The following is a 25,989-nucleotide window of genomic DNA, read 5'->3' on the forward strand; positions in this document are numbered from 1 at the left end:
GTGCTCGATCTCGTCTGGCTGGTCGTCGTGGTGCCGCTCGTGAGCGGTCTCGGCCTGCTCGTGTGGGGCAAGGAGGGTGACCGGGTCGGCCACCTGGTCGGCACGGTCGCGTCGGCGGTCTCGTTCGTGATCGGCCTGGTGGCGTTCGTGCAGCTGCTCGGTCGTCCCGAGGACGACCGGTCGGTGGCCGGCACGTTGTTCACGTGGATCTCGTCGGGGCCGTTCCACGTCGACATGGCGTACCGGTTCGACCCGTTGTCGGCGTTGTTCGTGCTGCTGGTCACCGGGGTGGGCACGCTCATCCACGTCTACTCGATCGGCTACATGGCGCACGACGAGCGTCGTCGTCGCTTCTTCGCGTACCTGAACCTCTTCGTGGCCGCCATGCTCACGCTCGTGCTGGCCGACGACTACCTGGTGCTCTTCCTCGGCTGGGAGGGCGTGGGGCTGGCGTCGTACCTGCTCATCGGGTTCTGGCAGCACAAGCCGTCGGCGGCTGCGGCGGCCAAGAAGGCGTTCGTGCTGAACCGGGTGGGCGACGTCGGCATGGCGCTGGCGATCATGCTGATGTTCGCCCAGCTCGGGACGTCGTCGATCCAGGCGGTGAACGCGACGGTCGCGGGGCAGGCGAGCGAGTCGGTGGCGACGGCGCTGGGGCTGCTCCTGCTGCTGGGCGCGTGCGGCAAGTCGGCCCAGGTGCCGCTGCAGGCGTGGCTCCTCGACGCGATGGAGGGCCCGACGCCGGTGTCGGCGCTCATCCACGCGGCCACGATGGTCACCGCCGGTGTCTACCTGGTGGTGCGCAGCAACGGCATCTTCGACGCGGCGCCGGTCGCGCAGACGGCGGTGGTGGTGGTCGGCCTGGTCACGCTGCTCGCCGGTGCGTGGATCGGCTGCACGAAGGACGACATCAAGAAGGCGCTCGCCGGGTCCACGATGAGCCAGATCGGCTACATGATGCTGGCGGCCGGGCTGGGGCCCGCGGGCTACGCGTTCGCGATCTTCCACCTGGTCACGCACGGCTTCTTCAAGGCCAACATGTTCCTCGGTGCCGGCTCGGTCATGCACGGGATGACTGGGCCGGACGGAGAGGGCGACGTCGACATGCGGCACTACGGTGCGCTGCGCCGGGCCATGCCGGTCACGTTCGCCACCTTCGGGCTCGGCTACCTGGCGATCATCGGCTTCCCCGGCTTCTCGGGCTTCTTCTCCAAGGACAGGATCATCGAGGCGGCGTTCGGGGAGTCGTTCTGGGTCGGTCTGGCCGCCCTGCTCGGCGCGGGCGTGACGGCGTTCTACATGACGCGTCTCATGGTCATGACGTTCACGTCGCCGAAGCGCTGGCTCGACGACGTGCACCCTCACGAGTCGCCGCGCGTGATGACGGTGCCGCTCGTGGTGCTCGCGGCCCTGTCGGTCCTCGGTGGCGTGCTCGTGCTCGGCGGCTGGATCGAGCACTGGCTCGAGCCGGTGGTCGGGCACACCGAGCACCACGAGCTCGCGGTGCCCGCCTGGGGCATGTCGATCATCGTCACGGCGGTGGTCGCGGTCGGCGTCGCGCTCGCCTGGTCCACGTACACGCGCTCGCCGATCGCCGGGACCGCGCCCGCCGACGCCGACGTCTCGGTGCTCACCCGCGCCGGCCGGCACGAGCTCTACGGCAACGCGGTCAACGACACGCTCGTGGTGCGGCCCACGCGGCACCTCACGCGGGTGCTGGTCTTCCTCGACGCGCGACTCGTCGACGGCCTCGTCCGCGGTCTCGCCGACCGACTCGGTGACACGTCCCAGTTCCTGCGCACGCCCCAGACGGGCTACGTCCGCAGCTACGCCCTCAGCATCCTCGTCGGCTCGCTCGTCGTGGTGCTCGCACTCCTGGCGGTGACGCTCGCATGATCCTGTCCGTCCTCGCCGCCACCCCGCTCGTCGGTGCGCTGGTCGTCACGCTGATGCCGCGCACGGCCGCCGCCGCCCGGACGGTCAAGGTCGTCGCGCTGGCGGCGTCGCTCGTCGCGCTCGCGCTCGCGCTGTACGTCACGGCACGCTTCGACGTCGCCGCGGGCGGCTACCAGCTGACCGAGCAGCACGAGTGGATCGGCCCGCTCGGGGTGCACTACGCGCTCGGGGTCAACGGCATCGGGCTCACGCTCGTGCTCCTCACGACGGTGCTCGTGCCGATCGTCCTGCTGGCCGCGTGGGCGGACCGCCTGCCCGCAGCCCGCAGCGTCAACTCCTACCTCGCCTGGATGCTCGTCCTGGAGGCGCTCGCGATCGGCGTCTTCTGCGCCACCGACGCCTTCCTGTTCTACGTGCTCTTCGAGGCCACGCTGATCCCGATCTACTTCCTCATCGGGTCCTACGGCGGCGCGGGTCGCACCTACGCCGCCGTGAAGTTCCTCATCTACAACCTGGTCGGTGGCCTGCTCATGCTCGCCTCGATCGTCGGCCTCTACGTCGTCACCGCCCGTGCCGGCGACCCGACCTACCTGCTGTCGGACCTGTCGGGGCTCGACGTCGGCACGACCACGGAGCGGCTCCTGTTCCTGGGGTTCATGGCGGCGTTCGCGATCAAGGCGCCGCTGTTCCCGTTCCACACGTGGCTGCCCGACGCCGCCGGCACCGCCACGCCCGCGACGTCGGTGCTGATGGTCAGCATCATCGACAAGGTCGGCACGTTCGGGATGCTGCGGTGGTGCCTGGAGCTGTTCCCGGGGGCGTCGGAGTGGGCCAGCCCCGTCGTCATCACGCTCGCGGTCGTCAGCATCCTCTACGGGGCGCTGCTCGCGATCGGCCAGGACGACGTCCGCCGGCTGGTGGCGTTCACGTCGGTGTCGCACTTCGGCTTCATCATCCTCGGCATCTTCACCTTCACCCACACGGCGACGGCCGGGTCGACGCTCTACATGTTCAACCACGGGCTCTCGACCGCGGCGCTGTTCCTCGTGACCGGCATGATGGTCGCCCGTCGCGGCTCGGCCAGCATCAGCGACTTCGGCGGCGTGCAGAAGGTGGCGCCGGTGCTGTCGGGCATCCTCCTGCTGGCCGGCCTGTCGAGCCTGTCGCTGCCAGGGCTGGCGCCGTTCGTGAGCGAGTTCATGGTGCTGGCGGGCACGTTCACGCGCTCGGTGCCGGCGGCGGTGCTGGCCACGCTCGGCATCGTGCTCGCGGCGTTGTACATCCTGATCATGTACCAGCGGACCATGACCGGTCCGCTGCAGCCGGAGGTCGAGCACCTGCGTGACCTCGACCACCGCGAGGTGGCGGCGCTGGCGCCGGCGGTCGTGCTGATCGTCGGGCTCGGCTTCTTCCCGCAGCCGCTGCTCGACCTCGTGAACCCGGCCGTGGACGAGGTGGTGAGCCACGTGGGCGTCGGGGACCCGGCGCCCCGCACCCCGGCTGACCTCGACGGCATCTCGTTCTCCGGCTCCTACGCACCGATGAGCGAGCTCACCGACACGGAGGGTGGTCACTGATGGCGACGTTGCTGCTGGCCGACCGGCCCGACATCGCCGCACCCACGATCGAGTGGTCGCTACTGTCCCCGCTGCTCGTCGTCGCGGGTGTCGCGATGGTCGCCGTGCTCGTGGAGACGTTCTGGCCGCGGGGCACCCGGTTCACCGCGCAGGCGGTGCTCGCCGGCCTGGGCCTGCTCGCCGCGCTGCTCGACACCGTCCGCGTGTACGTCTCGCTCGACCGCGTCGACGGCGACGTCGTCGGCCGCGGCACCCCCGTGGCCGAGGGCGCGGTGACCGTCGACGGGCCCGGCGTGCTCACGTGGGGCCTGCTCCTCGTGTTCGCTCTGCTCAGCCTCGCCCTGTTCGCCGAGCGTCGGCTCGACGGCGGGCTCAGCGCCTTCACGGGTCGCGCGGTCGACCCGCCGGGGTCGGGCGGCGAGGCGGAGGCGACGCGGCTGCGCCTGGAGCACACCGAGACCTTCCCGCTGCTGCTGTTCGCGCTCGCGGGCATGATGCTGTTCGCCTCGGCGAACGACCTCGTCACCATGTTCGTCGGCCTGGAGGTCATGAGCCTCCCGCTGTACCTCCTCTGCGGGCTGGCCCGGCGTCGGCGGCTCATCAGCCAGGAGGCGTCGCTCAAGTACTTCCTGCTCGGCGCGTTCTCCTCGGTGTTCTTCCTCTACGGCGTGGCGCTCGCGTACGGCTACGCGGGCAGCTTCCGCCTGGCCGACATCGACACGGCGGTGACCAGCCGGACCGGCGGCGAGCACCTGCTGCTCGCGGCGATCGGCCTGATCAGCGTCGGCATGCTGTTCAAGGTCGGCGCCGTCCCCTTCCACCAGTGGACGCCCGACGTCTACCAAGGGGCGCCGACACCGGTGACGGCCTTCATGGCCGCAGGCACCAAGGCGGCGGCCTTCGTCGCGTTCATGCGCGTGCTGTTCGTCGCGTTCGGCGGGGCGTCGTGGGACTGGCGGCCGTTGCTGTGGGTCGTGGCCCTGCTCACGATGGTGGTCGGCTCGCTGGTCGCGATCGCGCAGACCGACGTCAAGCGGATGCTCGCCTACTCCTCCGTCGCGCACGCCGGGTTCCTCCTGGTCGGCCTCGCCGGCGCCTACGTGGCCGACTCCGAGCGGATCACGTCGGTCTCCGGGCTGCTGTTCTACCTCGGCGTCTACGGCGTCTCGTCGATCGGCGCGTTCGCGGTGGTGACGGTCGTGCGTGACGCGGGCGGTGAGACCACCCACCTGTCGCGCTGGGCGGGGCTGGGCAAGGAGTCGCCGTTCCTGGCCGGGTCGTTCGCGCTGTTCATGCTGTCGTTCGCGGGGATCCCGCTCACCGGCGGCTTCATCGGCAAGTGGAGCGTGTTCAGCGCGGCGTGGTCGGGCGGCTACGGCGCCCTGGTGGTCGCGGGCGTCCTGACGAGTGCCGTGGCGGCCTACTTCTACGTGCGCGTGATCGTGCTGATGTTCTTCACCGACCCCGTCGGCGACGGCCCGACCGTGGCACTTCCCAGCGTCTTGACTACGGTGGTCATCGCAGCAGCCGCTGCGGGCACGCTGGTCCTGGGCATCCTCCCAGGACCGGTGCTCGACCTCGCTCAGCACGCGGGAACCTTCGTGCGCTGAGCCGACTGTGACCAGGAGCCGGGACGTGTCGCTGGGATTCTCGTTCGACGAGCCGGAGCTCGAGGAGCGCGTGCGCCGTGGCGTCGAGGCTGTCGAGGCACGGCTCGCCGCGGCCGTCGACAGTCCCGACCCGTTCATCGCGGAGGCCGCCGCCCACCTCGTGAACGCCGGGGGCAAGCGCTTCCGTCCGCTGCTCGTCGTGCTGGCGTCGCAGCTGGGCGACGCCGACCACCCCGACGTCGTTCCGTCGGCGCTCGTCGTCGAGCTGACCCACCTGGCCACGCTGTACCACGACGACGTGATGGACGAGGCTCCGCTGCGTCGAGGTGCTCCGAGCGCGAACGACCGCTGGGGCAACTCGCTGGCGATCCTCGTGGGCGACTACCTGTTCGCGCAGGCGTCGGAGCTGGTGTCGACCCTGGGCACCGAGGCCGTGCGCATCCAGGCCGAGACCTTCTCGCGTCTCGTCCGGGGGCAGATCCGCGAGACCGTGGGTCCGGCCGAGGGCGAGGACGCCCTGCAGCACTACCTCGACGTGGTGGCCGACAAGACCGGGTCGCTGATCGCCACGTCGGCCCGCTTCGGCGCGCGCGCGTCGCGTGCGGGCGACGACGTCGAGGCGGCGCTGACCGAATTCGGCGAGCGGATCGGGGTCGCGTTCCAGCTGAGCGACGACGTGCTCGACATCGCGAGCGACAGCGACGACTCGGGCAAGACGCCGGGCACCGACCTGCGCGAGGGCGTGCCGACCCTGCCGACGCTGCTCGCGCTGCGCGGCGACGACCCGGCCGACGCGCAGCTGCGCGAGCGGCTGTCCGGCCCGATCGAGGACGAGACGGTCGTCGCGGAGGTGCTCGCCGCGCTGCGGGTGCACCCGGCGATGGCGCAGGCGCGTGCGTACGTGCAGGCCGAGGCCGACGCGGCCCGCGCCCTGCTGGCCGACCTGCCCGACGTGCCGGCCCGCCGCGCCCTCGAGGCGCTGTGCGACAGCCTGGCCGACCGCGTCGCCTGACCGCCGCGTCGCCCGGGGTCCCGCTCAGGCGGTGACGACCGGCCGCGGTGCTCGGCGTCGGCTCGAGATCGCGTCGACCGTGAAGATGACGAGCGCCGCCCAGACGAGCGCGAAGCCGATCCAGCGCGCCGTGCTCATGGCCTCGTGGAACACGAACAGCCCGAGCAGGAACTGGATGAACGGGCCGAGGTACTGCAGCAGGCCGATCGTCGTGAGCGAGAGCCGGGTGGCGGCGGCGGCGAACATCAGCAGCGGGATGGCCGTGACGACGCCGGTGCCCGCCAGCAGGGCGGCGTTGCCGACCCCGGCGTGCCCGAACGTGAGGTCGCTGCGCAGCTGCAGGACGACGAGGAACGCGAGCGCGAACGGCGCGAGGATCAGCGTCTCCATGCCGAGGCCCTCGAACGCCCCGAGCGACGCCCGCTTCTTGAGGAACCCGTAGGTGGCGAACGAGCCGGCGACGAGCAGCGCGATCCACGGCAGTCGTCCGTAGTCGACGGTGAGGACGACGACGGCGACGAACCCGATGCCGACGGCCATCCACTGCGCGGGCCGCAGCGTCTCCTTGAGCACCAGCACGCCGAGCAGCACGGTGACGAGCGGGTTGATGAAGTAGCCGAGCGACGTCTCGATGACGTGCCCGTTCGTGACGCCCCAGATGAACCCGCCCCAGTTCAGGGCGATGGTCACCGACGCGAGCGCGAGGAAGAGCATGAGCGTGCGGTCGCGGGCGATGTCGCGGAAGCGGCCCCAGCGTCGGGTGACGCCGATGAGCACGAGCACGAACGCCAGCGACCAGACGATGCGGTGCGCGAGCACCTCCAGCGGTCCCGCCGGCTCCAGCAGCGGCCAGTAGAGCGGGAAGAGCCCCCAGCAGAGGTACGCCCCGATCCCGTACGGCAGCCCGCTCCCGGTCCGCTCCTCCACCTCCGCCACCAGCGCAGCCTAGTCACCCTTGGGGTTGGGCCCCACCCGGTGGGTGACCCCCCACCCCAGCGCTGAGGTGGGACGAACCCCTGGGGGTGGGACGACGGGGGCGAGCCTGCGCGACCATGGACCCATGCCGACGCCGCGCTGGTTCACCGACACCGACGAGAACCACTCCACGTGGTACCGCGACCGCTTCCGCGACCTCGCGGCGGAGGGGGCCGACCTGGAGGGGGAGGCGCGTCTCGTCGACGCGCTGGCGCCGCGCGGCTCCCGTGTGCTCGACGCCGGCTGCGGGGCCGGTCGCCTGGGCGGAGCGCTGCACCACCGCGGCCACGACGTCACCGGCGTCGACGCCGACGAGGTGCTCGTCGCCGAGGCCCGCGCCAGGCGTCCTGGCCCGACCTGGCTGGTCGCCGACCTGCTCGACGTCGACCTCGGCGCGGCGTTCGACGTCGTCGTCACGGCGGGCAACGTGATGGTCTTCCTCGCGCCCGGCACGGAGCAGCGGGTGGTCGCGAACCTCGCCCGCCACGTGGCCGACGACGGTGCGCTCGTGCTCGGCTTCCGGCTCGACCGCCACTACGGCCTCGCCGACCTCGACGACCACCTCGCGGCCGCCGGGTTCGCGGTGGAGCAACGCTTCTCCACGTGGGACCTGCGGCCGCTCGGCGAGGGCGCCGACTTCGCGGTCACGATCGCCCGCCGCGCCACCTGACCGGGCTACGCTGCGCGCGTGGACATCGACGGCACCACGCTGCTGGCCTCGGGCGACTTCCAGGCGTACGGCACGAGCCACCTGGTCGTCCTCGCGCTGTTCGCGATCGGCCTGGTCCCGGTGGTGCTCCTCGGGCGTCGGGTTCGTGGCACGACCGCGGAGGCGACGACGAGCCGGGTGCTGGCGCTCGGCATCGTGGCCGTCACCGTCCCGCTGCAGGTGCTGCAGCTCCTGCCCGACGAGTGGAACCCGCGCACGTCCCTGCCGTTCCAGCTGTGCGATCTCGCGTGGATGTTCGCGGTGCACGCGCTGTGGACGCGCTCGCTCCTGACCTCCACCGTCACCTACTTGTGGGGGCTCACGCTGACGACGCAGGGCATGGCCACGCCCGACCTGTCGTCGAACTGGCCCGAGCCGCGCTTCATCATGTTCTGGGCCATGCACGTGCTGATCGTGTGGGCGGCGGTGTACCTCGTCGTCGGACTGCGCGTGCTGCCGACGTGGGCGACCTACCGCCGCACGGTGGTGGTCACGTTGGTCTGGGCGGCGTCGGTGATGACCTACAACGCGCTGATGGACACCAACTACGGCTATCTCAACGGCAAGCCGAACCGGGCGTCGCTGCTCGACGTGCTCCCGGCGTGGCCCTGGTACGTGGCGGTCGAGATCGTCGTGGTCGCCGCTGTCTGGGCGCTGCTGGTGTGGCCGTGGACGCGAGGGAGGGTGGCCGCTCGGGCGGCTGCGTGAGAACGCTCTCATCCGTTCGTCATGCGGTTCTCACGGTTCGTCGGTTCGATGAGGGCCATCCACCGAACGAAGGAGCTCTCCATGACGACCCTGCGCGCCCTCGCCGCGACCACCACTGCCCTCGTCCTCGCGCTCGGCGTGAGCGCCTGCGGCTCGGACGACGATGACGACGACGTCCGTCCCGCCGCGACGTCGGCCCCGGCGGCCACGGCCGACGCCTCGACCTCCGCCGCACCGCTCGACGGACCGGTCGACGACGCCGCCCTGCGCAGCGAGCTGGAGAAGATCGCGCTCGACGAGGTCGGCGAGGGCCGGGTCACCGACGTCGAGTACAGCGACGACCGCGACCACGCCTACGAGGTCGAGGTCGACCTCGGCAACGACGACGACGTCACCGTCGAGATCGCCGAGGACAAGTCGGTCGTGCGCGTCGACCGCTGACACCCGCGTCGCACCCCGCGCAGCAGAGCGCCCCCGTCGGACCTGGTCCGGCGGGGGCGTCGTGTCGTGCCGAGACCACGGAAAGTCGTTGGGTCGATCGTCGGCCGGGTCCCTAGGGTCGACGCATGGACGAGCACGCCGACTCCGCCGAGACGATCGACGCCGCCGTGGGGTGCGCCCATTGCGGCCGTGAGGTCGACCCCACGGCAGACCTGGCGATCACGATCGTGGTGGGTCGGTCCGAGCGCCTGGACGCCGAGGGGGAGCGCTGCTTCCGACACGAGCAGGTGCTGACGTTCTGCGACCTCGAGCATGCCAACGCCCACCTCGCCGACCACTCCCTGCGGGACGAGTGGCCGGACAGCGAGATGCTCGAGCCGCACGACAACGACCTTGGGGCGTTCGGCTGCTTCCTGCTCGCCGTGACCCTCCTGGTGCTGCTCGCCGTCGGCGCGGTGGTCACCCTTCGCTGGCTCTGGGACGTCGTGACCTGACGGGCCCGGCCGCAGGGCGTCAGCGGTAGTTGACGAACTGCAGCGGGAAGTCGAGATCGGCACCCTTGAGCAGTGCGATGACCTCCTGCAGGTCGTCGCGCTTCTTGCTGGTGACGCGCAGCTCGTCGCCCTGCACCTGCACCTTGACGCCCTTCGGGCCCTCGTCGCGGATCAGCTTGGAGACCTTCTTGGCCTGCTCGGTGCTGATGCCCTGGCTGAAGCTGCCGTTGATCTTGACGTCCTTGCCGCTCTGGCGCGGGTCGCCGGTCTCGAGCGCCTTGAGGCTGATGCCGCGCTTGATGAGCTTCTCCTTGAACACCTCGAGGACGGCGAGGGCCCGCTCGTCGGCGTTGGCCGTGATCTCGATGCCCTCCTCGCCCTTCCACTCCAGCAGGGCCCCGGTGTTCTTGAAGTCGTAGCGCGTGGAGATCTCCTTCATCGCCTGGTTGAGCGCGTTGTCGGCCTCCTGGCGATCGAGCTTGCTGACGATGTCGAACGAGGAGTCGGCCACGGGTTCTCTCCTGGTGGGTGTCGGGACGGCGAAGGGGTGGGACCCGCAGGTCCCACCCCTCAGCCTAGGCGCTCGTCCGCGCCCGGTCGTCGCTCAGGCGGCGAGCAGCACGTCGATCTGGTCGATCGCCAGGCGGCTGCCCTCCTCGACGCCCATGTCGATGACCTGCTGCAGTGCCTCGAGCGTCGCGTAGGTCGACGTGTCGACGGCGCGCGTGCCGCCGTCGATCGGCTCGAAGCGGTAGGTGTTGGTCGAGACCGGCATGCCCTCGACGGGCTGGAGGTCGTCGTCGGCGAACCCGTCGCGGAAGTCGAAGCCGTGCGGGGCGTCGACGGCGGTCACCTCCCACCAGCCGCCGAAGCGCTGTCCCTCGGGGCCGGTCATGTAGTAGGTGATCCTGCCGCCCTCGCTGAGGTCGTGGTCGACGAACGTGGCGGGGAAGGAGGGCGGTCCCCACACCCGCTCGAGCTGGCGCGGGTCGGCGTAGATGCCGAACACCCGCTCGACGGGTGCGGCGAACTCCGCGGTGATGGTCAGCGTGCGCTGGTCCAGGTCCTTCTGGACGTCGGTGACGGGCATGTCAGGTCTCCTCAGGGGTGGGTGCGGTGGCGTGCTGGGGGTCGTCGGGCGGGCTGAGCAGGAGGTCGTCGATGCGGGCGACGCGTCCGCGCCACACGTGCTCGAGCTCGTCGAGCAGCGTGCCGACGGACCGGACGGCCTCGACGTCGCCGCTCGCGAGCGCCTCGCGGCCGACCCGTCGCTTGGTGACGAGACCGGCGCGCTCGAGCACCGCGACGTGCTTCTGCACGGCCGCGAAGCTCATGGGGTAGCGCTCGGCGAGGGTGCTCACGGAGTGCTCGCCGGCCAGGACGCGGCGCAGGATGTCGCGTCGGGTCCGGTCGGCCAGGGCGTGGAAGAGGGCGTCGGCCCGGTCCTCGTCCTGCTCGCTGCTCATGACCACAATCTACAACCATATGGTTGTAGGTTGTCAACCCCTCGGCAGGACGGATCCGGTTGGGCCGCGGCGTGCCGCCTGCGGTATGGTTTCTCGTCGTTGCCCACCTCGGTGGTCGACACCCTTGGCAGGTTGCCCGAGCGGCCAAAGGGAGCTGACTGTAAATCAGCCGGCATTGCCTTCAGAGGTTCGAATCCTCTACCTGCCACAGCGCCAGACGCTGGAACCGACGGCCCCGTCGGGCGAGAGCCCGCCGGGGCCGTCGGGTTCTCCGGGCCCTTCCGCGACGCCGGTGCGGTCATCCGACCTGATCGAGCCAGCGCCTGAGGTCGGCGGCGAGGAGGTCCGGCGCCTCGAGCGGCACCAGGTGGCCCGCTCCGTCGACCGTGAGCACGTCGACGGTGCCCGGGAGCCGGTGCGCGAGCTCGGTCGCCTGCGCCAGCGGGATCCACGGGTCGTGCTCGCCCCACCCGACGCGCACCGGGCAGCGCGTCCGGCCGAGCCGCTCGGCGACCGGCCGCGTGTGGGCGGGGTCCAGCTGCGCGACCTGCGCGTAGAAGGCGCGCTGGCCGTGCGGGGTGGTCCACGGGGCGACGAGCTCGTCCACCTGTCGCGCGTCGAGCGACCCGGCGACGGCGCCCGCGACGTACTCGCGCACCAGTGCCGCGTGGAGCGTCCCGGGCAGGGCGGCGAACACGTCCTCGTGCGTCGCGACCAGCCGGAAGAACGGCGAGCCCCACGGGTCGAGCGTGACGACGTCGAGCAGGTACAGCGACGCGAGCACCGACCCCTCGAGCAGGTGGGCACCGAGGGCGACAGCGCCCCCGACGTCGTGGGCGACGACGTGCGGGGCCCTCAGGTCCCAGTGCCGCAGGAGCGCCGCGAGCCGACGTCGCTGTGCCTCGAGGTCGACCACCGGGTCCTGCCCGGGGGGACCCGTGGGGATCGAGGCGCCGTAGCCGGGCATGTCCCACAGCAGCACGCGGTGCGTCGCCGCGAGCGTGTGCGCGACGGGCGCCCACACCGCTGCCGACCACGGGGTGCCGTGGCACAGGACGACGTCGCCGACGGGCTCGCCCCGTGACGGCTCGAGGACGTAGGTGGCGATGCGGACCCCGTCGAGGTCGACGTACCGCGGTGCAGGAAGACGGCCGGGAGGGGACATGCGTCGCACGCTAGGACTTCAGGTCGACCTGAAGTCAAGGTGGCACGATGGTCCCGTGAGAGTCGGAGCAGCCGCCGAGCGGGTCGGCGTCGCAGCCCACGTCCTGCGGCACTGGGAGGACGAGGGCGTTGTCGTGCCCGACCGCACGCCTGCCGGGCACCGCGTCTACACCGACGAGCACCTGCACCGTCTCGAGATCGTCCGGTCGTGCCAGCGCGTCGGCCTGCGCCTGTGGCAGATCCGGCTGGTCCTGCACCGCGACGCGCAGGGGCGGGACGACGTCATCGCGCAGCACCTCGAGCACCTGCGGCGCCAGAGGGCCGAGCTCGACGCGGCCGAGGCCTTCCTCACCCACGTGCTCACCTGCGAGCACGACCTGATGAGCCGGTGCGAGCGCTGCTCGGCCTATCCGCGCGCCTGACGCCGGCGGGTCGCTGACGTCGGCGTCGAGGGGCGGGCCCGCCCGACCCGACCTACCGTCGACCCATGACGGGGACGACGCCTTGCACGCACGACGACATCGCCCGCCAGTTCGGCGTGGAGCACCTCGAGGACTGGCAGGCCGACGCGATCGACGCGGTGTGCTCGGGGTGTGACACGGTCGTGCTCGCCCCGACCGGGTCGGGCAAGTCGCTGGTCTACCTCGTCGCCGGACGGTGCGCGGGCGGCTGGACGCTCGTGGTGTCGCCGCTGCTGGCGCTGCAGGCCGACCAGCAGGCGCACGCCGAGCAGGCCGAGGGGATCCGCGCCGAGCGCCTCGACGGTTCGGTGCGGGGGCGGAGGCGTCAGGCGCTGCTCGACGACGTCGCGGGCTGCTCCGTCGACTACCTCTACCTCTCGCCCGAGCAGCTGGCCAACGACGAGGTCGCCGACGCGCTCGCTGCCTGCCCTCCCGGGCTGGTCGTGGTGGACGAGGCGCACTGCGTGTCGGAGTGGGGGCACGACTTCCGGCCCGACTACCTCCGCCTGGGCGACCTCGTCTCGCGGCTCGACGAGACGGGCGGGGACGGCCCCGACGGTGAGGGTGCGGGCCGACCGGTTCGCCTGGCGCTGACCGCCACGGCCGCGCCGCCCGTGCTCGAGTCGATCTCCGGGCGGCTCGGCATGCACGACCCGACCCTGGTCTCGACGTCGATCGTGCGGCCCACGCTCGAGCTGCGCGTGCGCCAGGCGAGCGACGACGACGCGGTGCGCCGCCAGGTGCTGGAGTGCGTCGGCGAGGGCGTGGCCCTCGTCTACACCCGGACGCGCCGCGCGGCGGAGGAGGTCGCTGACCTGCTGGTCGCCGAGGGGCGCAACGCCGTGGCCTACCACGCGGGCCTGTCGCGCAGACGTCGTCAGGAGGTGCAGGACGCCTTCTTCGCCGACGAGGTCGAGGTGGTCGTGGCGACCTCGGCGTTCGGCATGGGCATCGACAAGCCGGACGTCCGATGGGTCGTGCACGCCGGTGCCCCGGCGTCCGTCGACACCTACGTGCAGGAGGCCGGACGCGCGGGCCGCGACGGGGAGCCCGCCGTCGCCACGCTCGTGCACCGGCCGGAGGACCGTGCGCTCGGACGCTTCTTCGCCGCCGCGGTGCCGAAGCGGGGCACGGTCTCGAAGGTGCTGCGGGCGGCGCGCGACGTCGGCACCGACCCGCGTGACGTCGCGGAGTCTGCCGGGGTCGGTCGAGCCACGGCGGCGCGGGTGCTCAACCTCCTCGACCTGGACGAGGCCCTCGACGTTGTCACCGCGAGTCAGCTGGTCGAGCGCGCGGAGGAACGGCGCCGCCTGGAGGAGTCGCGGGTGGAGATGGTGCGCGAGTACGCCGAGACCCGCCGCTGCCGCTGGTCGTGGGTCGCCGGGTACTTCGGCCAGCAGGCCGACGACTGCGGTGTGTGCGACCGCTGCCTGGAGGGCGTCGTCGAGTCGGCGGACGTGGGCACCCATGGCGCCCACCTGGAGCACCCGACGTTCGGCCCGGGCGCGGTGGTCGACGCCGACGCCGAGCACCTCACGGTCCTGTTCGACCACGAGGGCTACAAGACCCTCTCGCGTGACTTCGTCGAGAAGTTCCACCTCCTCGACGAGCCGGAGGCAGAGCCAGCGTAGACAGTCCCCGCGTTTCGGAACGTCATCGTCCGTTCCGGGCGGGGACGGGGGTGATGGTGTTCCGAAGCGCGGGGACTGCTCAGTCGCGGAGGGCGGTCTTGAGCAGCTTGCCGACGGAGTTCTTGGGCAGCGAGTCGTGCAGCACGACCGAGCGCGGGACCTTGTAGCGCGCGAGCGAGGCGAGACAGTGCTGACGGAGCTCCTCGGGGGTGGTCGACGTGCCTGGGCGTAGGGCCACGTGGGCCACCGGCACCTCGCCCAGCACGTCGTCGGGCTGCCCGGTGACCGCCGCCTCGAGGACGGCGGGGTGCTCATAGAGGACGTCCTCGATCTCCTTGGGGTAGATGTTCTCGCCGCCGCGGATGATCATGTCCTTCACGCGGTCGACGAGTCGGAGGTAGCCGTCCTCGTCGAGCACGCCGATGTCGCCGGTGTGCAGCCACCCGTCCTTCAGCACCTTCGCGGTCTCTTCGGGACGACCGAGGTAGCCGCGCATGACGATGTCGCCCTTGATGACGACCTCGCCGCGTTCACCCGGGCCAACGCGTCGCCCATCCACCGACTCGATCTCGACCTCGACCCCCGGGAGGGCCGTGCCGACCGTGCCCACCTTGCGTGAGCCGTGGAGGGGATTGATCGTGGCGGCGACGCTGCATTCCGACAGTCCGTATCCTTCGACGAGGGTCACGCCGAAGCGCTGCTCGAAGCGGGCGATGAGGTCGGCGGGCATGGGCGCGGCGCCGCAGACCACGAACCGCAGTGAAGACGTGTCGACGGCGCGGGTCGTCGCTGCCTCGATGAGCGCGTACATGGTCGGCACGGCCGAGAAGTACGTGGGCCGTTCGCGCTCGACAAGCTCCCAGAACGTCGGTGCGTCGAAGCGTGGCGCGACCACCACAGAGCCGCCGGCGGCCAGGGCGGAGAGCACGCCGACGATCAGCCCGTTGCAGTGGAACAGGGGCAGCACCAGGAGGCTGCGGTCGTCCTCGCTGAGCTCCAGGTGCGCGACGATCGACATGACCATTGCGGACACGTTGGCGTGGTCGAGCACGCATCCCTTCGGCCGGCCAGTGGTGCCCGAGGTGTAGACGATGAACGCGAAGTCGTCGGGGGAGCTCTTGTGGTGCTTGGGTGTGGTGACGTCCGACGGGGGCATCCAGACGTCCTCCACAGGGAGGTGCGCAACTCCGGATGTCGCACCGAAGCGGGCTCCGCGCTCGTCCGCGACGAGCACCCGGGCCCCGGAGTCTTCCAGTTGGTAGCCGACCTCGGCATCGGTCAAGGCGGGATTGACGGGGGTCAGTGCAGCACCGAGCCGCCAGGCAGCGAACATCGTCGTGACGATCTCGGCCCGGTTCGGCAGCATGACCGCGACGACGTCGCCGACGCCCACACCGAGCCGGCTCAGGTGTGCGGCTGTGGCCGCGACGGCCGCCTCGAGGTCAGCGTTGTCGAGTCGTCGCTCGCCGTCGACCAGGCACGCGCTCTCCGGGTCGCTCATCGAGCGCGAAGACGGGATGGTGGCCAGGTCGCCCGTCGAGTGCGTGGACGTCTGCTGAGAGGTTGGGAGAGGGTTCACTCTGCCGACCATAGAAGTGAGGGCCCGCGGACTCTTGGTGCTACGGATACAAAGATCTCCTCCCGTCTGGGTCGGGCGTCCACTACGATTCCCCCGTGCCACTCACCGAAGACGGGCCCGGTCCGACCACCGACGACCTCGCCGGCGTGGCAGTGATCGGTGCCGAGCTCAACGACGACCTTGCTGCTCTTGTCGGGGGCATGCGGACCGAGCTGGCTGGCCGGATCAGCGAGCTCGATGGCGACCCGGTGCTGCTGGAGCTGCTCGGCGCGAGCATTGAAGGCAACGTCGACACGATCCTGCACGCACTGCAGCACCACATCGAACCAGATCGTTTCGAGCCACCTACGGCCGCGTACGAGTATGCGCGACGTCTCGCGCAGCGTGGCGTTCCGGTGAATGCGCTGGTGCGGGCCTATCGGCTCGGTCAGCAGTTTCTCCTGCAGCGGGCCTTTGAGGTCGGCTCTCGACTGCTCGAGCCGGTCCAGCTGGCGAGGTCGTACGCGGTGGTCGTCGACACGGTGTTTGCGTACATCGACTGGATCTCTCAGCGTGTGGTAACGGTGTACGAGAACGAGCGCGAGGCGTGGCTGGCCAATCAGCGCAACGAGCGCGAGTCCCGCGTCCGGAGCCTGCTCGCGGGTGACCTGCGCGACCTCGACGGGGCCGAGCGGCTGCTCGGTTACCGGTTGAGCGGCCGCCACGTGGCGGCTGTGTCGTGGCTCTCCGATGCCGCGACCTCCGATCAGCTGACGCGTTCGGGCCGGGCGCTGCGCATGCTCGCACGCCACCTGGGGTCGCCGCAGGCACCTCTTGTCGTCGGGCAGGACGAGAACACGACGTGGGCGTGGATCCAGGTGCCTGCGGGCGTGACGGCGTCGGCCCACCTCGCCACGTGGTCCTTCGATCAGACCCCCGCGCCGGCCATCGCGTTGAGCAGCGTGCACGAGGGGCTCGACGGCTTCCGGGTCGGGCACGAAGAGGCGCTGAGAGTGCAGCGGGTGGCACTGCTCGGCGACGGTCCACGTCGCCAGGTGCTCAGCCACGACGAGCCGGGGACGGCGCTCGCCACACTGCTCTCCGCCGACATCGAAGCGACTCGCCACTTCGTACGTCGGGTGTGCTCGGCGGCCTCGCGGTCGAGGGCGAGACGGCCGAGCGGCATCGCAGGACGTTGCACGTGTTCCTGCGCCACAACAGCTCGTACACCGCCACGGCCGAGGCGATGACGATGCACAAGAACTCGATTCGATACCGCGTGGCCACCGCCGAGAAGCTGCTCGGACGCGCGATCCGTGACGACCGACTCGAGCTCGAGGTGGCGCTCGGCCTGGCCGAGCGACTGGGCTCCGCCGTGCTCGTCTGATCTGTCGGTCGTTCGTACCAAACGTACAAAAGCGCTCCTCGGTTTCGGCTGTCCGCGCCGTAGTCCGGTCTGATGTGACCTACGTAACGTCCGTCGGGCGCGTCGAGTGACGTCGCTCCGCGGGACAGGCCTTCGAGCCGCCTGCGGACCCTCACAGTCCGAAGGAACCGCCATGGGCTTCACGACAGGCAACTTCCCTCCGGTCGACCTCGAGACGTTCACCGACAAGCCCTTGCAGGAACGCGTGAAAACGCTTGCGCTGCACTGGGTCGAGTACGGGTTCGGGTCGCCGAAGATGATCCCCACCACCTACGTGCTGAAGCTGGTGTTCCTCTACATCGGCCTCGGACTCACGCTCGTGACCCTGACGTCCGGCGTTGGGGCACCCTGGGACATCGGCGCTTGGTGGAACGAGCCGATCGTCTACCAGAAGCTGATCCTCTGGACGATGTTCCTCGAGACGCTCGGCGTGGCCGGCTCGTGGGGTCCGATCGCCGGCAAGTTCAAGCCGATGACCGGCGGCGTGCTGTTCTGGGCGCGACCCGACACGATCCGCATGCCCCCGTGGCCCGACAAGGTGCCGGGCACAGCGGGCGACCGCAGGACCGTCCTCGACGTCGCTCTCTACGCGGCGCTGCTTGCCTCCCTCGTCGTGCCGGTGGTGCTCCGCGGCACGGACGTCCCGGCGCTGACGGCCGTGCTGCCAGCGAACACGAGCGGCCTGGTCGACCCGACGCTCATGCTGATCCCGATCGCGCTCACGATCGTCCTCGGCCTGCGTGACAAGACGATCTTCATCGCCGCGCGCGCCGAGCAGTACGGACCCGCTCTTGTCGCTTTCGCACTCGTGCCCATCCTTGGTGGCGCCGACGGCAACGCGTTCGTCGACATGATCGTGCTGCTGAAGCTGCTTCTCGTCTCGGTGTGGATCGGCGCGGGCGCCTCCAAGCTCGGCGTGCACTTCGCCAACGTCGTGCCGCCGATGGTGTCGAACAGCCCCTGTGTTCCCGGCCGGGCGATCCGCCGCGCGCACTACCGGAACTTCCCCGAGGACATTCGCCCGTCGGGGCTGGCCAAGGGACTTGCCCACGTGGGCGGCACGCTCGTGGAGATCGCGGTCCCGCTTGCGCTGCTGCTCACGACCAACGCGACGATCGCCCTCGTGGGCGCTGCGATCATGGTCTGCTTCCACGCCTTCATCATCTCGACGTTTCCCCTCGCTGTGCCGCTCGAGTGGAACCTGATCTTCGGCTTCGCCGCCGTCTTCCTGTTCGTCGGCTTCCCGAACGCCGACGGCTACGGCGTGGCCGACGCGAGCAGCCCGTGGCTCGTCGTGACCGCCGTCGTGGCGCTGCTCTTCTTCCCCGTGCTCGGCAACCTGCGTCCCGATCTGGTCGCGTTCACGCCGTCGATGCGCCAGTACGCCGGCAACTGGGCATCGGCGCTCTGGGCCTTCCAGCCCGGATGCGAGGACAAGCTCAACCTCATCACCCGACCGACGAACAACCAGGTGCAGCAGCTCGAGGCCATGGGCTACCCGCCCGCGGTTGCGGAGATCACGATGCAGCAGACGATCGCCTGGCGCTCGATGCACAGCCAGGGTCGCGGTCTGTTCTCCGTGCTGCAGAAGCACGTGCGCGACCTCGATCGCGCTACGGTCCGAGAGGGCGAGTTCGCCTGCAACTCCGTCATCGGCTTCAACTTCGGCGATGGGCACCTCCACAACTGGAGACTCATCGAGGCCATCCAGCGACGGTGCAACTTCGCGCCCGGCGAGTTCGTCGTGGCCTGGGTCGAATCCCAGCCCATCCACCGCTCGACACAGCAGTACATGGTGATCGACGCGGCGCTCGGCATCATCGAGCGCGGCAGCTGGAACGTGCACGACGCCGTCAAGGAGCAGCCGTGGCTGCCGAACGGCCCGATCCCGCTCAACGTCACCTGGACGAAGACCGACGGCGAAGGCAACCCGGTGCGCGCCAGCCAGGCCGCGGGATCGCCATCGGCGGGGGAGAGGACGACGGCGTGACACGAGCCGTCGTGGTCGGCAGCGGGCCCAACGGGCTCGCTGCCGCCCTCACCCTCGCTGCCGCCCGCGTGGAGGTCACCGTCTACGAGGCCGCGTCCACGCCGGGCGGTGGCGCCCGGTCGGGCGAGCTCACACTCCCCGATCTGCTGCACGACGAGTGCTCAGGATTCCACCCGTTCGCGACCGACTCCGTCTTCGCCCGCGCCTTCGACCTCGAGTCGCAGGGACTGCGCTGGGCGTGGCCGGAGGTGCAGTACGCGCACCCGCTCGATGGAGGCCGCGGCGCCTCGGCCGTGCGGTCGGTCGGAGAGACTGCCGAGGCGCTCGGTGACGATGAGCGACGGTGGCGAGCCTTCATGGGCCCGGTCGACCGGCGTTTCGACACGATCGCCGAGGAGTTCCTGCAGCCCCTCGCGCACGTGCCCCGCCACCCCCTGCACCTGGCACGGCTCGGTGTGCGAGCGCCCGCCCCGGCAGCGGTGACGGCTCGGCTCTTCCGCACCGAGGAGGGCAGGGCGCTCTGGGCCGGGCTCGCAGCCCACGGGTTCACGTCGTTCTCGACCCCGCTGTCGTCCGCCATCGGAACGGCGCTCGGTGCCGCCGCACACCACTACGGGTGGCCGGTCGCCCAAGGCGGGTCGCGCTCGATCGTCCAGGCCGCCGTCGGTCTCTTCGAGTCGCTCGGTGGTCGGGTCGAGCTGAACTCCCCGGTGCACGACCTCCGCGACCTAGGGCCAGCCGACGTCACCATGCTCGACACCGCGCCTTCCGCCGCGGCGCGCATCGGCGCGCACGTGCTCCCCGACGCCACTCGCCGGGCCTACCGACGCTTCCGGCACGGCCCAGCGGCGTTCCAGCTCGCACTCGCTGTCGAGGGCGGCCTGCCCTGGGAGTACCAGCCGGCGCGACGGGCGGGCACGGTGCACGTATCGGGAAGCTACGCGGAGACGGCGTTGGCCGAGCGCCTGGTGAGCCGGGGCCAGATGCCCGAGCGGCCCTTCGTCCTGCTAGGCCAGCAGCACGTCGCCGACCCCGCCCGCGGACGCGACGGCCTGGTCCCCGTCGACTGCTACGCACACGTGCCCGCCGGGTACACCGGTGACGCCACCGCGGCGATCCTGGGCCAGGTCGAGCGGTTCGCCCCGGGCGCGCGCGAGCGAATTGTCGCGGTCGTGCCCCGATCGCCCCGCGACATCGAGCGGCACAACCCCAACTTCGTGGGCGGCGACATCGTCACCGGACTGAAGTCGCCCGTCCAGCTGCTGCTCGGGCCCCGCAAGCGGCTCGACCCCTACGCCACCGGTGCTCCTGGCGTGTACCTCTGTTCCGCAGCCGTGCCGCCGGGCCCGGGCGCCCACGGCGTCGGCGGCCACCTCGCGGCGCTCTCGGCGTTGCGTCGCCTCTCCTGATCCAGCTCTCCTCCCCGTCACGTACCCACCGAGAAGAAGGAAGTCCAGCATGCACATCACCCTCCAGGACAAGGTTGCGATCGTCACCGGCGCAGGCACCGGCATCGGCGAGGCCATCGCACGACACCTCGCCGAGGCCGGCGCACGCGTCGTGGTCTCCGACATCGACCTCGCTGCCGCCCAGCGCGTCGCCGACTCCCTGGCCGATGCGCTCGCGGTGCGCGCCGACGTGACGCAGGAAAAGGAGGTCGAGGCGCTGGTCGCCGCTGCCGTGGACGCGTTCGGCCGTATCGACGTCGTGGTCCCGAACGCTGGCATCGCCACCACGGTCCCGGTCGTAGGCACGTCGTTCGCGGACTGGCGCAAGGTCCTCGACGTCAACCTCGACGGCGTGTTCCTGACCATCCGCCACGCGCTGCCCGTCATGGTCGAGGGCGGCGGGGGCACCATCGTCAACATCTCCTCAATCACGTCGCTGCGCGGGTCCGCGCTCGTCGCGAGCTACGCGGCGGCGAAGGCCGCGGTGACCAACCTGACCAAGACAGTCGCGGCCGAGATGAGAACCCACGGGATCCGCGCCAACGCGGTGCAGCCCGGATTCATCGACACCGCGCTGGTCACGAGCCACCAGGGCGCGTTCGAGGACGCGCTCGGGCTCGAGCCGGGCGGGTTCGACGAGCTGATGGTCACCAAGCAGACGCGGTACGGGACGGCCGAGGAGGTCGCGGCGGCCGTGACGTTCCTGGCGAGCGACGCCTCCAGCTGGTGCAACGGATCGACCCTCGTCCTCGACGGCGGCTTCACGTCCGCCCTGCTCTGACCGCCGCCCCGACGCGGAACGTCATCGCCCTTTCTCACGACGAGAAAGGGCGATGACGTTCCGCATCGTGGGGACGTGTCAGGCCAGGACGTCCGCGAGCGACGCCGGAGTGAGACCTTGCGCCTCGGCGACGGGGGCGTTGGTGACCGACCCGGCGTGGGTGTTGAGGCCCTTGGCCAGGCTCGCGTCGGCGCGCAGGGCGTCGCGCCAGCCCCGGTCGGCGAGCGCGACCGTGTACGGCAGCGTCGCGTTGGTGAGCGCGTAGGTCGACGTGTGGGGGACGGCACCGGGCATGTTCGCGACGCAGTAGAACGTCGAGCCGTGCACCGTGAAGGTGGGGTCGTCGTGCGTGGTCGGGCGCGTGTCCTCGAAGCAGCCGCCCTGGTCGACGGCGATGTCGACGAGCACCGACCCCGGCTTCATCTGCGCGACGAGGTCGTTGCTGACCAGCTTCGGGGCGGCCGCACCGGCGACCAGGACCGCGCCGATGACGAGGTCGGCCTGGCGGACCTGCTCCTCCAGCACGTACGTCGAGGACGCGAGCCCGTGCACCTGGTTGTTGTAGCGCCAGAACGACATGCGCAGCTTCTCGAGGTCGGTGTCGAGGAGGGTGACGTCGGCGCCCATGCCGAGCGCGATGTTGGCGGCGTTCTGGCCGGAGACGCCCGCGCCGACGATCACGACCTTGGCGTTGGCGACGCCGCCCACGCCGCCCAGCAGCACGCCGCGTCCGCCCTGCGCCTTGAGCAGCGAGTGCGCGCCGACCTGCGGGGCGAGGCACCCGGCCACCTCCGACATCGGGTACAGCAGCGGGAGGCCGCCGCTCGGCAGCTGGACGGTCTCGTAGGCGATGCCGGTGGTGCCGGCCTCGACGAGCGCCTCGGTGAGGGGACGGTCGGCTGCGAGGTGCAGGTAGGTGAAGAGGGTCAGGTCGTCGCGCAGCAGCGGGTACTCCGACGCGATGGGCTCCTTGACCTTGAGCACCATCTCGGCCTCGCCCCAGACGTCCTCCGCGCGGTCGAGGAGGCGTGCGCCCGCCCGCTCGTACTCCTCGTCGGTGATCGACGAGCCAAGACCTGCGCCCTTCTGCACAAGCACGTCGTGCCCGTGGGCCACGAGCTCGTGGACGCCCACGGGCGTGAGGGCCACGCGGTACTCGTGGTTCTTGACTTCCTTCGGCACTCCGACGCGCATGGCACTCCTTCGACGATCGACTGGTGGTGACCATCCTGGGGATTCCTGTCCCGGGTCGGAGAAAAGTCCGCACGATCGTCGAGATGGGGCGCCGGTGCCGACTATCGTTCGTCCATGGCTGGTGTCTCGGGCGGTCCGTCGAACGGCTCGGGCACGAGCGCGACCGGCGCGCGCGCCGTCACGCTCGACGACATCGACCGTCGGCTCCTCGACGTGCTCGCCGATGACGCCCGCGTTCCGAACAACGTGCTCGCCGAGCGGGTCGGCATCGCGCCCTCGACGTGCTCGCTGCGTCTGCGCCGCCTGGTGTCGAGCGGGGTGGTCCGCGGCTTCCACGCCGACCTCGACCCGGCTGCCGTCGGCCGGCCGATCCAGGCGATGATCGCCGTGCGGTTGCAGCCGGCGGCCCGCGCCGACATCGGGACGGTCGCGCCCCGGCTCGCCGCCCTCCCCGGCGTGCTCAACGTCTTCTTCCTCTCCGGCGACGACGACTTCCTCATCCAGGTGGCGCTCCCGTCGCCGGACGCCCTGCGCGCCTTCGTCATCGACCACCTCAGCGCCTCGCGGGAGTTCACGTCGACCGAGACGAGCCTGGTGTTCGAGCACGTGCGCGGGTCGGCGTCGACGTGGGACGTCCGTCCCGTCTGAGCTCCTGGATCTTGTCGGTCGACGTGAGTTTGGTCTGCCATCACACTGGACCATGGGACTGCGCGCGATGTGCTTGAAGTCGCAGAGGATGTCGGGGCGGGCGACGACCGCTGCGCGACGATGTCCGTTCAATCAGCCGATGGTGCAACCGTCATGGCGAGCGAAGCCGTCGGGGGATACAAGACCTTGACGCTCGACTCACCGACGTTCACGGCGAGCGACTCTCAGGGGAGGTTCACGGCGCAGGTCCGTTACGCCAACTCCAAGCTTCCCGTCCAGTTCCACTTCAGGCTCTCGAGCGGTCTGAGAGCGGTGGCTGTCGGTGGTGTGACCGCCGTGGGAAGGAGAACACCGGTGAACTGCACCTACGACAAGCGGGGCGTAGGAGCGGGTTACGAGTTCCACTGGAGCTGCTCGAGTCACAGCAAGAACACGAAGTACGACTGGCGAGGGACGTATGCCTTCGACGTCAACGTCGGCGGTAGGACGGGAAGGGCCGTCGTGGCCAACCGCTTCGGATACGTCGTGACGACGGTACGAGGGTAGAGTCGTCGATGCTCAGCTGGCCGACTGGACGGTAAGGGTTGCCACGGGTCCCGCGAGGGAGAAGGTTCCAGAAGTAGACCCCGGGCCTCCGCCAGCCATCCGTCCCATCGACTGGGCCGAAACGCGCACCCCGGGATTCGCCGGACCTTCGTCCGTTCGGCCACGCTCGGACCCCTGGCGGCGGTAGACATCCGCTGAGGACCGCGACCGTCGCGCTCCCGCGACGAGAGGTGTCGACGATGAACTACGTGGTCCTGCAGGTGACGCTCAAGGAGAAGCTGCTCAGCTCGAGGTCGGGGAACCTCGCCGAGCTCGAGAACGCGATCAACGCGCAGGCCGCGAAGGGCTACCGCCTGCACACGATCACCACCGCCTCCGCCGCGAGCGGTGGTTTCGGTGGTGGCGACCGCATCCAGGCGACGATGGTGTTCGAGAAGCTCTGATCGCGGCGTCGGTCCGCCGGTCCGACTCGTCGGCCTGCAGTCGGACGTCCGCCGACCCGCCTACCCGCCGCGCTGCTGGGTGGCGACGGTGAGCGACTCCGCCTCGTCCTCCAGCACGTGGTCGTCCGGGTCGTCGCCGACCCGGTCGCGCAGGTCGGCGGCGGAGACGATCTCGAGGGCTCCCTCGTCGTCGCCTCCGTCCACGACCCTGACCTCGCCCTCGACGAGGCCGAGGAAGCAGTCCGGCGACGCGGCGAGGAGGTTGCGGAGGTGGCGTGGGGTGACGGTCTGCGGTGCGCTCATGCCTGCATCGTTCCCCGCCACGCCGGCGTGAATCGTCGGGTCAGCCCGGCCAGTCGACGCTGAGGTACTGCGTCTCGGTGTACGCCGCCAGGCCCTCGCGGGCGCCCTCGCGGCCGAGGCCGCTCTGCTTCACGCCGCCGAACGGGGCGGAGGGGTCGGAGACGAGTCCGCGGTTCACGCCGACCATGCCGGCGTCGAACGCCTCGCCGAGGCGGATCGCGCGCTGCAGGTCGCGGGAGAAGACGTAGGAGGCCAGCCCCATCTCGCTCGCGTTCACGAGGGCGAGCAGCTCCTCGTCGGTGCGCCACGTGACGATCGGCGCGACCGGACCGAACAGCTCGTGGTCGAGGATCGCGGCGTCGGCGGGGACGTCGACCAGCACGGTCGGCGCGAAGAAGTGGCCCGGTGCGTCGGGGACGGGTGCCTGGTGGCTGATCCGGGCCCCGGCGACCACGGCGTCGGCGACCACGTCGGCGAGCGTCTCGACGGCGGCCGCGGAGATCAGCGGACCGACCGCCGCGCCCGACCGAGCGGGGCCGACCGTCAGCTGCTCGACCTCGGCGCCGAGGCGCTCGACGAACGCGTCGACGACGTCGGCGTGCACGTAGAAGCGGTTGGCGGCCGTGCAGGCCTGCCCGCCGCCGCGGAACTTGGCGACCATCGCCCCGGCCACGGCAGCCTCGAGGTCGGCGTCGTCGGCCACGACGAACGGCGCGTTGCCGCCCAGCTCCATCGAGGCGTTGACGACACGCTCGGCCGCCTGCCCCAGCAGGATCGAGCCCACCCGGGTGGATCCCGTGAACGAGATCTTGCGGACGCGCGGGTCGGCCAGCCAGTGGCCGACGACGCCTGCCGCGTCGGTGGTGGGGACGACGTTGACGACGCCGTCGGGCACGCCGGCCTCCGCGAGCAGACGGGCGACCGCCAGCGCGGTCAGCGGCGTCTCGGCCGCCGGCTTGAGCACGACGGTGCAGCCGGCGGCGAGCGCCGGCGCGATCTTCCGGGTGGCCATCGCCGCGGGGAAGTTCCAGGGCGTCACGAGCGCAGCCACGCCGACCGGGCGGTGCGTGACGATCGTGCGCGTCCCGCCGGCGGGGGAGGAGCCGTAGTCGCCGTGCGGGCGGACCGCCTCTTCCGCGAACCAGCGGAAGAACTCGGCCGCGTACACGACCTCGTCGCGCGCGTCGGCGAGCGACTTCCCGTTCTCACGGACGATCAGCGCGGCGAGGCGGTCGACGTCGCGGTGCATCAGCTCGAAGGCACGGTGCAGCACGACCGACCGCTCGCGCGGCGCCGTGCGGCGCCAGGTGACGAGGGCGGCCTCCGCCGCGTCGACCGCGGCCGTCGCGTCGGCGAGGTCGCCGTCGGACACCTGCGCCACGACCGTCAGGTCGGCCGGGTCGACGACGTCGAAGGTGCCGTTGCCGCCCGTGCGCCACTGCCCGGCGACCAGCACGCCGCTGCCGGGGTCGATGAGGTGCAGGTCGAGGCCGGACAGGTCGGGCTGG

At 70.9% G+C, this 25,989-nt stretch carries 27 protein-coding genes and 1 tRNA gene; 19 read left to right on the forward strand and 9 right to left on the reverse strand.

What is annotated here, in order from left to right; translation table 11 throughout:
• From nuoL to QE370_RS08870, 4 genes are read left to right on the forward strand one after another with little or no spacing between them, the layout of a single operon-like run.
• On the forward strand, positions 1–1,896 hold the full coding sequence (nuoL, locus tag QE370_RS08855) for an NADH-quinone oxidoreductase subunit L (protein ID WP_309634133.1): 1,896 nt from the start codon (positions 1–3) through the stop codon (positions 1,894–1,896).
• Entirely contained in the window at positions 1,893–3,473 is a 1,581-nt protein-coding gene (locus tag QE370_RS08860) for an NADH-quinone oxidoreductase subunit M (RefSeq protein ID WP_309634134.1), read from the forward strand. The genes nuoL and QE370_RS08860 overlap by 4 nt, the downstream gene beginning before the upstream one ends.
• Positions 3,473–5,083 carry an NADH-quinone oxidoreductase subunit NuoN gene (gene nuoN, locus QE370_RS08865; RefSeq protein WP_309634135.1) on the forward strand — a complete coding sequence of 537 codons (1,611 nt, stop codon included), beginning with the start codon at positions 3,473–3,475 and terminating at the stop codon, positions 5,081–5,083. The genes QE370_RS08860 and nuoN overlap by 1 nt, the downstream gene beginning before the upstream one ends.
• Before the next feature lie 25 nt (positions 5,084–5,108).
• Complete coding sequence (locus tag QE370_RS08870; protein WP_309634136.1) at positions 5,109–6,095, forward strand: polyprenyl synthetase family protein; 987 nt, start codon at positions 5,109–5,111, stop codon at positions 6,093–6,095.
• 24 nt (positions 6,096–6,119) lie between these two features.
• Here QE370_RS08870 and rarD read toward each other — a convergent pair whose 3' ends face one another.
• Entirely contained in the window at positions 6,120–7,031 is a 912-nt protein-coding gene (gene rarD / locus QE370_RS08875; protein ID WP_309634137.1) for an EamA family transporter RarD, read from the reverse strand.
• A 124-nt stretch (positions 7,032–7,155) separates the two neighbouring features.
• Here rarD and QE370_RS08880 point away from each other — a divergent pair, with 124 nt between their 5' ends.
• From QE370_RS08880 to QE370_RS08895, 4 genes are all read left to right on the forward strand, one after another.
• Entirely contained in the window at positions 7,156–7,740 is a 585-nt protein-coding gene (locus tag QE370_RS08880) for a class I SAM-dependent methyltransferase (protein WP_309634138.1), read from the forward strand.
• 18 nt (positions 7,741–7,758) lie between these two features.
• Positions 7,759–8,487, forward strand: a complete 729-nt coding sequence (locus QE370_RS08885; RefSeq protein WP_309634139.1) for a TIGR02206 family membrane protein — start codon at positions 7,759–7,761, stop codon at positions 8,485–8,487.
• Positions 8,488–8,568: 81 nt separating this feature from the next.
• The gene (locus QE370_RS08890; RefSeq protein WP_253026024.1) at positions 8,569–8,928 is read left to right on the forward strand and encodes a hypothetical protein; all 360 of its coding nucleotides are present in this window, start codon (positions 8,569–8,571) and stop codon (positions 8,926–8,928) included.
• A gap of 125 nt (positions 8,929–9,053) precedes the next feature.
• On the forward strand, positions 9,054–9,422 hold the full coding sequence (locus tag QE370_RS08895) for a hypothetical protein (RefSeq protein WP_309634140.1): 369 nt from the start codon (positions 9,054–9,056) through the stop codon (positions 9,420–9,422).
• A gap of 19 nt (positions 9,423–9,441) precedes the next feature.
• On the opposite strand, the gene QE370_RS08900 is transcribed toward QE370_RS08895, so the two are convergent.
• The 3 genes from QE370_RS08900 to QE370_RS08910 form a co-directional block, all read right to left on the reverse strand.
• Positions 9,442–9,933 carry a YajQ family cyclic di-GMP-binding protein gene (locus QE370_RS08900; protein WP_253026026.1) on the reverse strand — a complete coding sequence of 164 codons (492 nt, stop codon included), beginning with the start codon at positions 9,931–9,933 and terminating at the stop codon, positions 9,442–9,444.
• 93 nt (positions 9,934–10,026) lie between these two features.
• Positions 10,027–10,512: an SRPBCC domain-containing protein gene (locus QE370_RS08905; RefSeq protein ID WP_309634141.1), complete on the reverse strand. Its 486-nt coding sequence runs from the start codon at positions 10,510–10,512 to the stop codon at positions 10,027–10,029.
• 1 nt (position 10,513) lies between these two features.
• Positions 10,514–10,888 (reverse strand): helix-turn-helix transcriptional regulator, encoded by a 375-nt coding sequence (locus QE370_RS08910; RefSeq protein WP_253026030.1) that lies wholly within the window; start codon positions 10,886–10,888, stop codon positions 10,514–10,516.
• A 126-nt stretch (positions 10,889–11,014) separates the two neighbouring features.
• Here QE370_RS08910 and QE370_RS08915 point away from each other — a divergent pair.
• A tRNA-Tyr gene (locus tag QE370_RS08915) sits at positions 11,015–11,096 on the forward strand.
• A 90-nt stretch (positions 11,097–11,186) separates the two neighbouring features.
• Here the strand turns inward: QE370_RS08915 and QE370_RS08920 are convergent.
• Positions 11,187–12,053 carry an alpha/beta hydrolase gene (locus tag QE370_RS08920; protein WP_309634142.1) on the reverse strand — a complete coding sequence of 289 codons (867 nt, stop codon included), beginning with the start codon at positions 12,051–12,053 and terminating at the stop codon, positions 11,187–11,189.
• Positions 12,054–12,108: 55 nt separating this feature from the next.
• Here QE370_RS08920 and QE370_RS08925 point away from each other — a divergent pair, with 55 nt between their 5' ends.
• Positions 12,109–12,474, forward strand: a complete 366-nt coding sequence (locus tag QE370_RS08925; RefSeq protein WP_253026034.1) for a MerR family transcriptional regulator — start codon at positions 12,109–12,111, stop codon at positions 12,472–12,474.
• Between the two features lie 65 nt (positions 12,475–12,539).
• On the forward strand, positions 12,540–14,144 hold the full coding sequence (locus QE370_RS08930) for a RecQ family ATP-dependent DNA helicase (RefSeq protein ID WP_309634143.1): 1,605 nt from the start codon (positions 12,540–12,542) through the stop codon (positions 14,142–14,144).
• Between the two features lie 79 nt (positions 14,145–14,223).
• Here the strand turns inward: QE370_RS08930 and QE370_RS08935 are convergent, their stop codons facing one another.
• The gene (locus tag QE370_RS08935; RefSeq protein ID WP_309634144.1) at positions 14,224–15,645 is read right to left on the reverse strand and encodes an AMP-binding protein; all 1,422 of its coding nucleotides are present in this window, start codon (positions 15,643–15,645) and stop codon (positions 14,224–14,226) included.
• Between the two features lie 173 nt (positions 15,646–15,818).
• Here QE370_RS08935 and QE370_RS08940 point away from each other — a divergent pair, with 173 nt between their 5' ends.
• From QE370_RS08940 to QE370_RS08960, 5 genes are all read left to right on the forward strand, one after another.
• Positions 15,819–16,952, forward strand: coding sequence for a hypothetical protein (locus QE370_RS08940; protein WP_309634145.1), 1,134 nt, complete (start codon positions 15,819–15,821; stop codon positions 16,950–16,952).
• Positions 16,949–17,089 (forward strand): helix-turn-helix domain-containing protein, encoded by a 141-nt coding sequence (locus QE370_RS08945; RefSeq protein ID WP_309635249.1) that lies wholly within the window; start codon positions 16,949–16,951, stop codon positions 17,087–17,089. Before QE370_RS08940 ends, QE370_RS08945 begins: the two co-directional genes overlap by 4 nt.
• Positions 17,090–17,261: 172 nt before the next feature.
• Complete coding sequence (locus tag QE370_RS08950) at positions 17,262–19,118, forward strand: DUF3556 domain-containing protein (RefSeq protein WP_309634146.1); 1,857 nt, start codon at positions 17,262–17,264, stop codon at positions 19,116–19,118.
• Complete coding sequence (locus QE370_RS08955) at positions 19,115–20,527, forward strand: NAD(P)/FAD-dependent oxidoreductase (protein WP_309634147.1); 1,413 nt, start codon at positions 19,115–19,117, stop codon at positions 20,525–20,527. Before QE370_RS08950 ends, QE370_RS08955 begins: the two co-directional genes overlap by 4 nt.
• A gap of 49 nt (positions 20,528–20,576) precedes the next feature.
• Positions 20,577–21,347, forward strand: a complete 771-nt coding sequence (locus tag QE370_RS08960) for a glucose 1-dehydrogenase (RefSeq protein ID WP_309634148.1) — start codon at positions 20,577–20,579, stop codon at positions 21,345–21,347.
• Positions 21,348–21,425: 78 nt separating this feature from the next.
• Here the strand turns inward: QE370_RS08960 and ald are convergent, their stop codons facing one another.
• Positions 21,426–22,541, reverse strand: coding sequence for an alanine dehydrogenase (ald, locus tag QE370_RS08965; RefSeq protein ID WP_309634149.1), 1,116 nt, complete (start codon positions 22,539–22,541; stop codon positions 21,426–21,428).
• Between the two features lie 114 nt (positions 22,542–22,655).
• On the opposite strand from ald, the gene QE370_RS08970 reads away from it, so the two are divergent.
• From QE370_RS08970 to QE370_RS08980, 3 genes are all read left to right on the forward strand, one after another.
• Positions 22,656–23,189 carry an Lrp/AsnC family transcriptional regulator gene (locus QE370_RS08970; protein WP_253026050.1) on the forward strand — a complete coding sequence of 178 codons (534 nt, stop codon included), beginning with the start codon at positions 22,656–22,658 and terminating at the stop codon, positions 23,187–23,189.
• Between the two features lie 153 nt (positions 23,190–23,342).
• Positions 23,343–23,735 carry a hypothetical protein gene (locus tag QE370_RS08975; RefSeq protein ID WP_253026052.1) on the forward strand — a complete coding sequence of 131 codons (393 nt, stop codon included), beginning with the start codon at positions 23,343–23,345 and terminating at the stop codon, positions 23,733–23,735.
• 239 nt (positions 23,736–23,974) lie between these two features.
• Positions 23,975–24,178, forward strand: coding sequence for a DUF4177 domain-containing protein (locus QE370_RS08980; protein ID WP_067861297.1), 204 nt, complete (start codon positions 23,975–23,977; stop codon positions 24,176–24,178).
• A gap of 60 nt (positions 24,179–24,238) precedes the next feature.
• Here the strand turns inward: QE370_RS08980 and QE370_RS08985 are convergent, their stop codons facing one another.
• Positions 24,239–24,481 (reverse strand): hypothetical protein, encoded by a 243-nt coding sequence (locus tag QE370_RS08985; protein WP_253026056.1) that lies wholly within the window; start codon positions 24,479–24,481, stop codon positions 24,239–24,241.
• A 40-nt stretch (positions 24,482–24,521) separates the two neighbouring features.
• Positions 24,522–25,937 (reverse strand): NAD-dependent succinate-semialdehyde dehydrogenase, encoded by a 1,416-nt coding sequence (locus QE370_RS08990; protein WP_309635250.1) that lies wholly within the window; start codon positions 25,935–25,937, stop codon positions 24,522–24,524.
• Between the last annotated feature and the right edge of the window lie 52 nt (positions 25,938–25,989).

Source organism: Aeromicrobium sp. SORGH_AS_0981, from assembly GCF_031453195.1.
Classification (GTDB): domain Bacteria; phylum Actinomycetota; class Actinomycetes; order Propionibacteriales; family Nocardioidaceae; genus Aeromicrobium.

Excerpts from the sequence above, each read along its gene's own strand:
- QE370_RS08895 (WP_309634140.1), top strand. The coding sequence starts at position 9,054 with ATGGACGAGCACGCCGACTCCGCCGAGACGATCGACGCCGCCGTGGGG.
- ald (WP_309634149.1), bottom strand. The coding sequence starts at position 22,541 with ATGCGCGTCGGAGTGCCGAAGGAAGTCAAGAACCACGAGTACCGCGTG.
- QE370_RS08945 (WP_309635249.1), top strand. The coding sequence starts at position 16,949 with ATGACGATGCACAAGAACTCGATTCGATACCGCGTGGCCACCGCCGAG.
- nuoN (WP_309634135.1), top strand. The coding sequence starts at position 3,473 with ATGGCGACGTTGCTGCTGGCCGACCGGCCCGACATCGCCGCACCCACG.
- QE370_RS08905 (WP_309634141.1), bottom strand. The coding sequence starts at position 10,512 with ATGCCCGTCACCGACGTCCAGAAGGACCTGGACCAGCGCACGCTGACC.
- QE370_RS08970 (WP_253026050.1), top strand. The coding sequence starts at position 22,656 with ATGGCTGGTGTCTCGGGCGGTCCGTCGAACGGCTCGGGCACGAGCGCG.
- QE370_RS08890 (WP_253026024.1), top strand. The coding sequence starts at position 8,569 with ATGACGACCCTGCGCGCCCTCGCCGCGACCACCACTGCCCTCGTCCTC.
- QE370_RS08880 (WP_309634138.1), top strand. The coding sequence starts at position 7,156 with ATGCCGACGCCGCGCTGGTTCACCGACACCGACGAGAACCACTCCACG.
- QE370_RS08980 (WP_067861297.1), top strand. The coding sequence starts at position 23,975 with ATGAACTACGTGGTCCTGCAGGTGACGCTCAAGGAGAAGCTGCTCAGC.
- QE370_RS08860 (WP_309634134.1), top strand. The coding sequence starts at position 1,893 with ATGATCCTGTCCGTCCTCGCCGCCACCCCGCTCGTCGGTGCGCTGGTC.
- QE370_RS08960 (WP_309634148.1), top strand. The coding sequence starts at position 20,577 with ATGCACATCACCCTCCAGGACAAGGTTGCGATCGTCACCGGCGCAGGC.
- QE370_RS08930 (WP_309634143.1), top strand. The coding sequence starts at position 12,540 with ATGACGGGGACGACGCCTTGCACGCACGACGACATCGCCCGCCAGTTC.
- QE370_RS08910 (WP_253026030.1), bottom strand. The coding sequence starts at position 10,888 with ATGAGCAGCGAGCAGGACGAGGACCGGGCCGACGCCCTCTTCCACGCC.
- QE370_RS08935 (WP_309634144.1), bottom strand. The coding sequence starts at position 15,645 with ATGAGCGACCCGGAGAGCGCGTGCCTGGTCGACGGCGAGCGACGACTC.
- QE370_RS08985 (WP_253026056.1), bottom strand. The coding sequence starts at position 24,481 with ATGAGCGCACCGCAGACCGTCACCCCACGCCACCTCCGCAACCTCCTC.
- QE370_RS08975 (WP_253026052.1), top strand. The coding sequence starts at position 23,343 with ATGGCGAGCGAAGCCGTCGGGGGATACAAGACCTTGACGCTCGACTCA.
- QE370_RS08920 (WP_309634142.1), bottom strand. The coding sequence starts at position 12,053 with ATGTCCCCTCCCGGCCGTCTTCCTGCACCGCGGTACGTCGACCTCGAC.
- QE370_RS08950 (WP_309634146.1), top strand. The coding sequence starts at position 17,262 with ATGGGCTTCACGACAGGCAACTTCCCTCCGGTCGACCTCGAGACGTTC.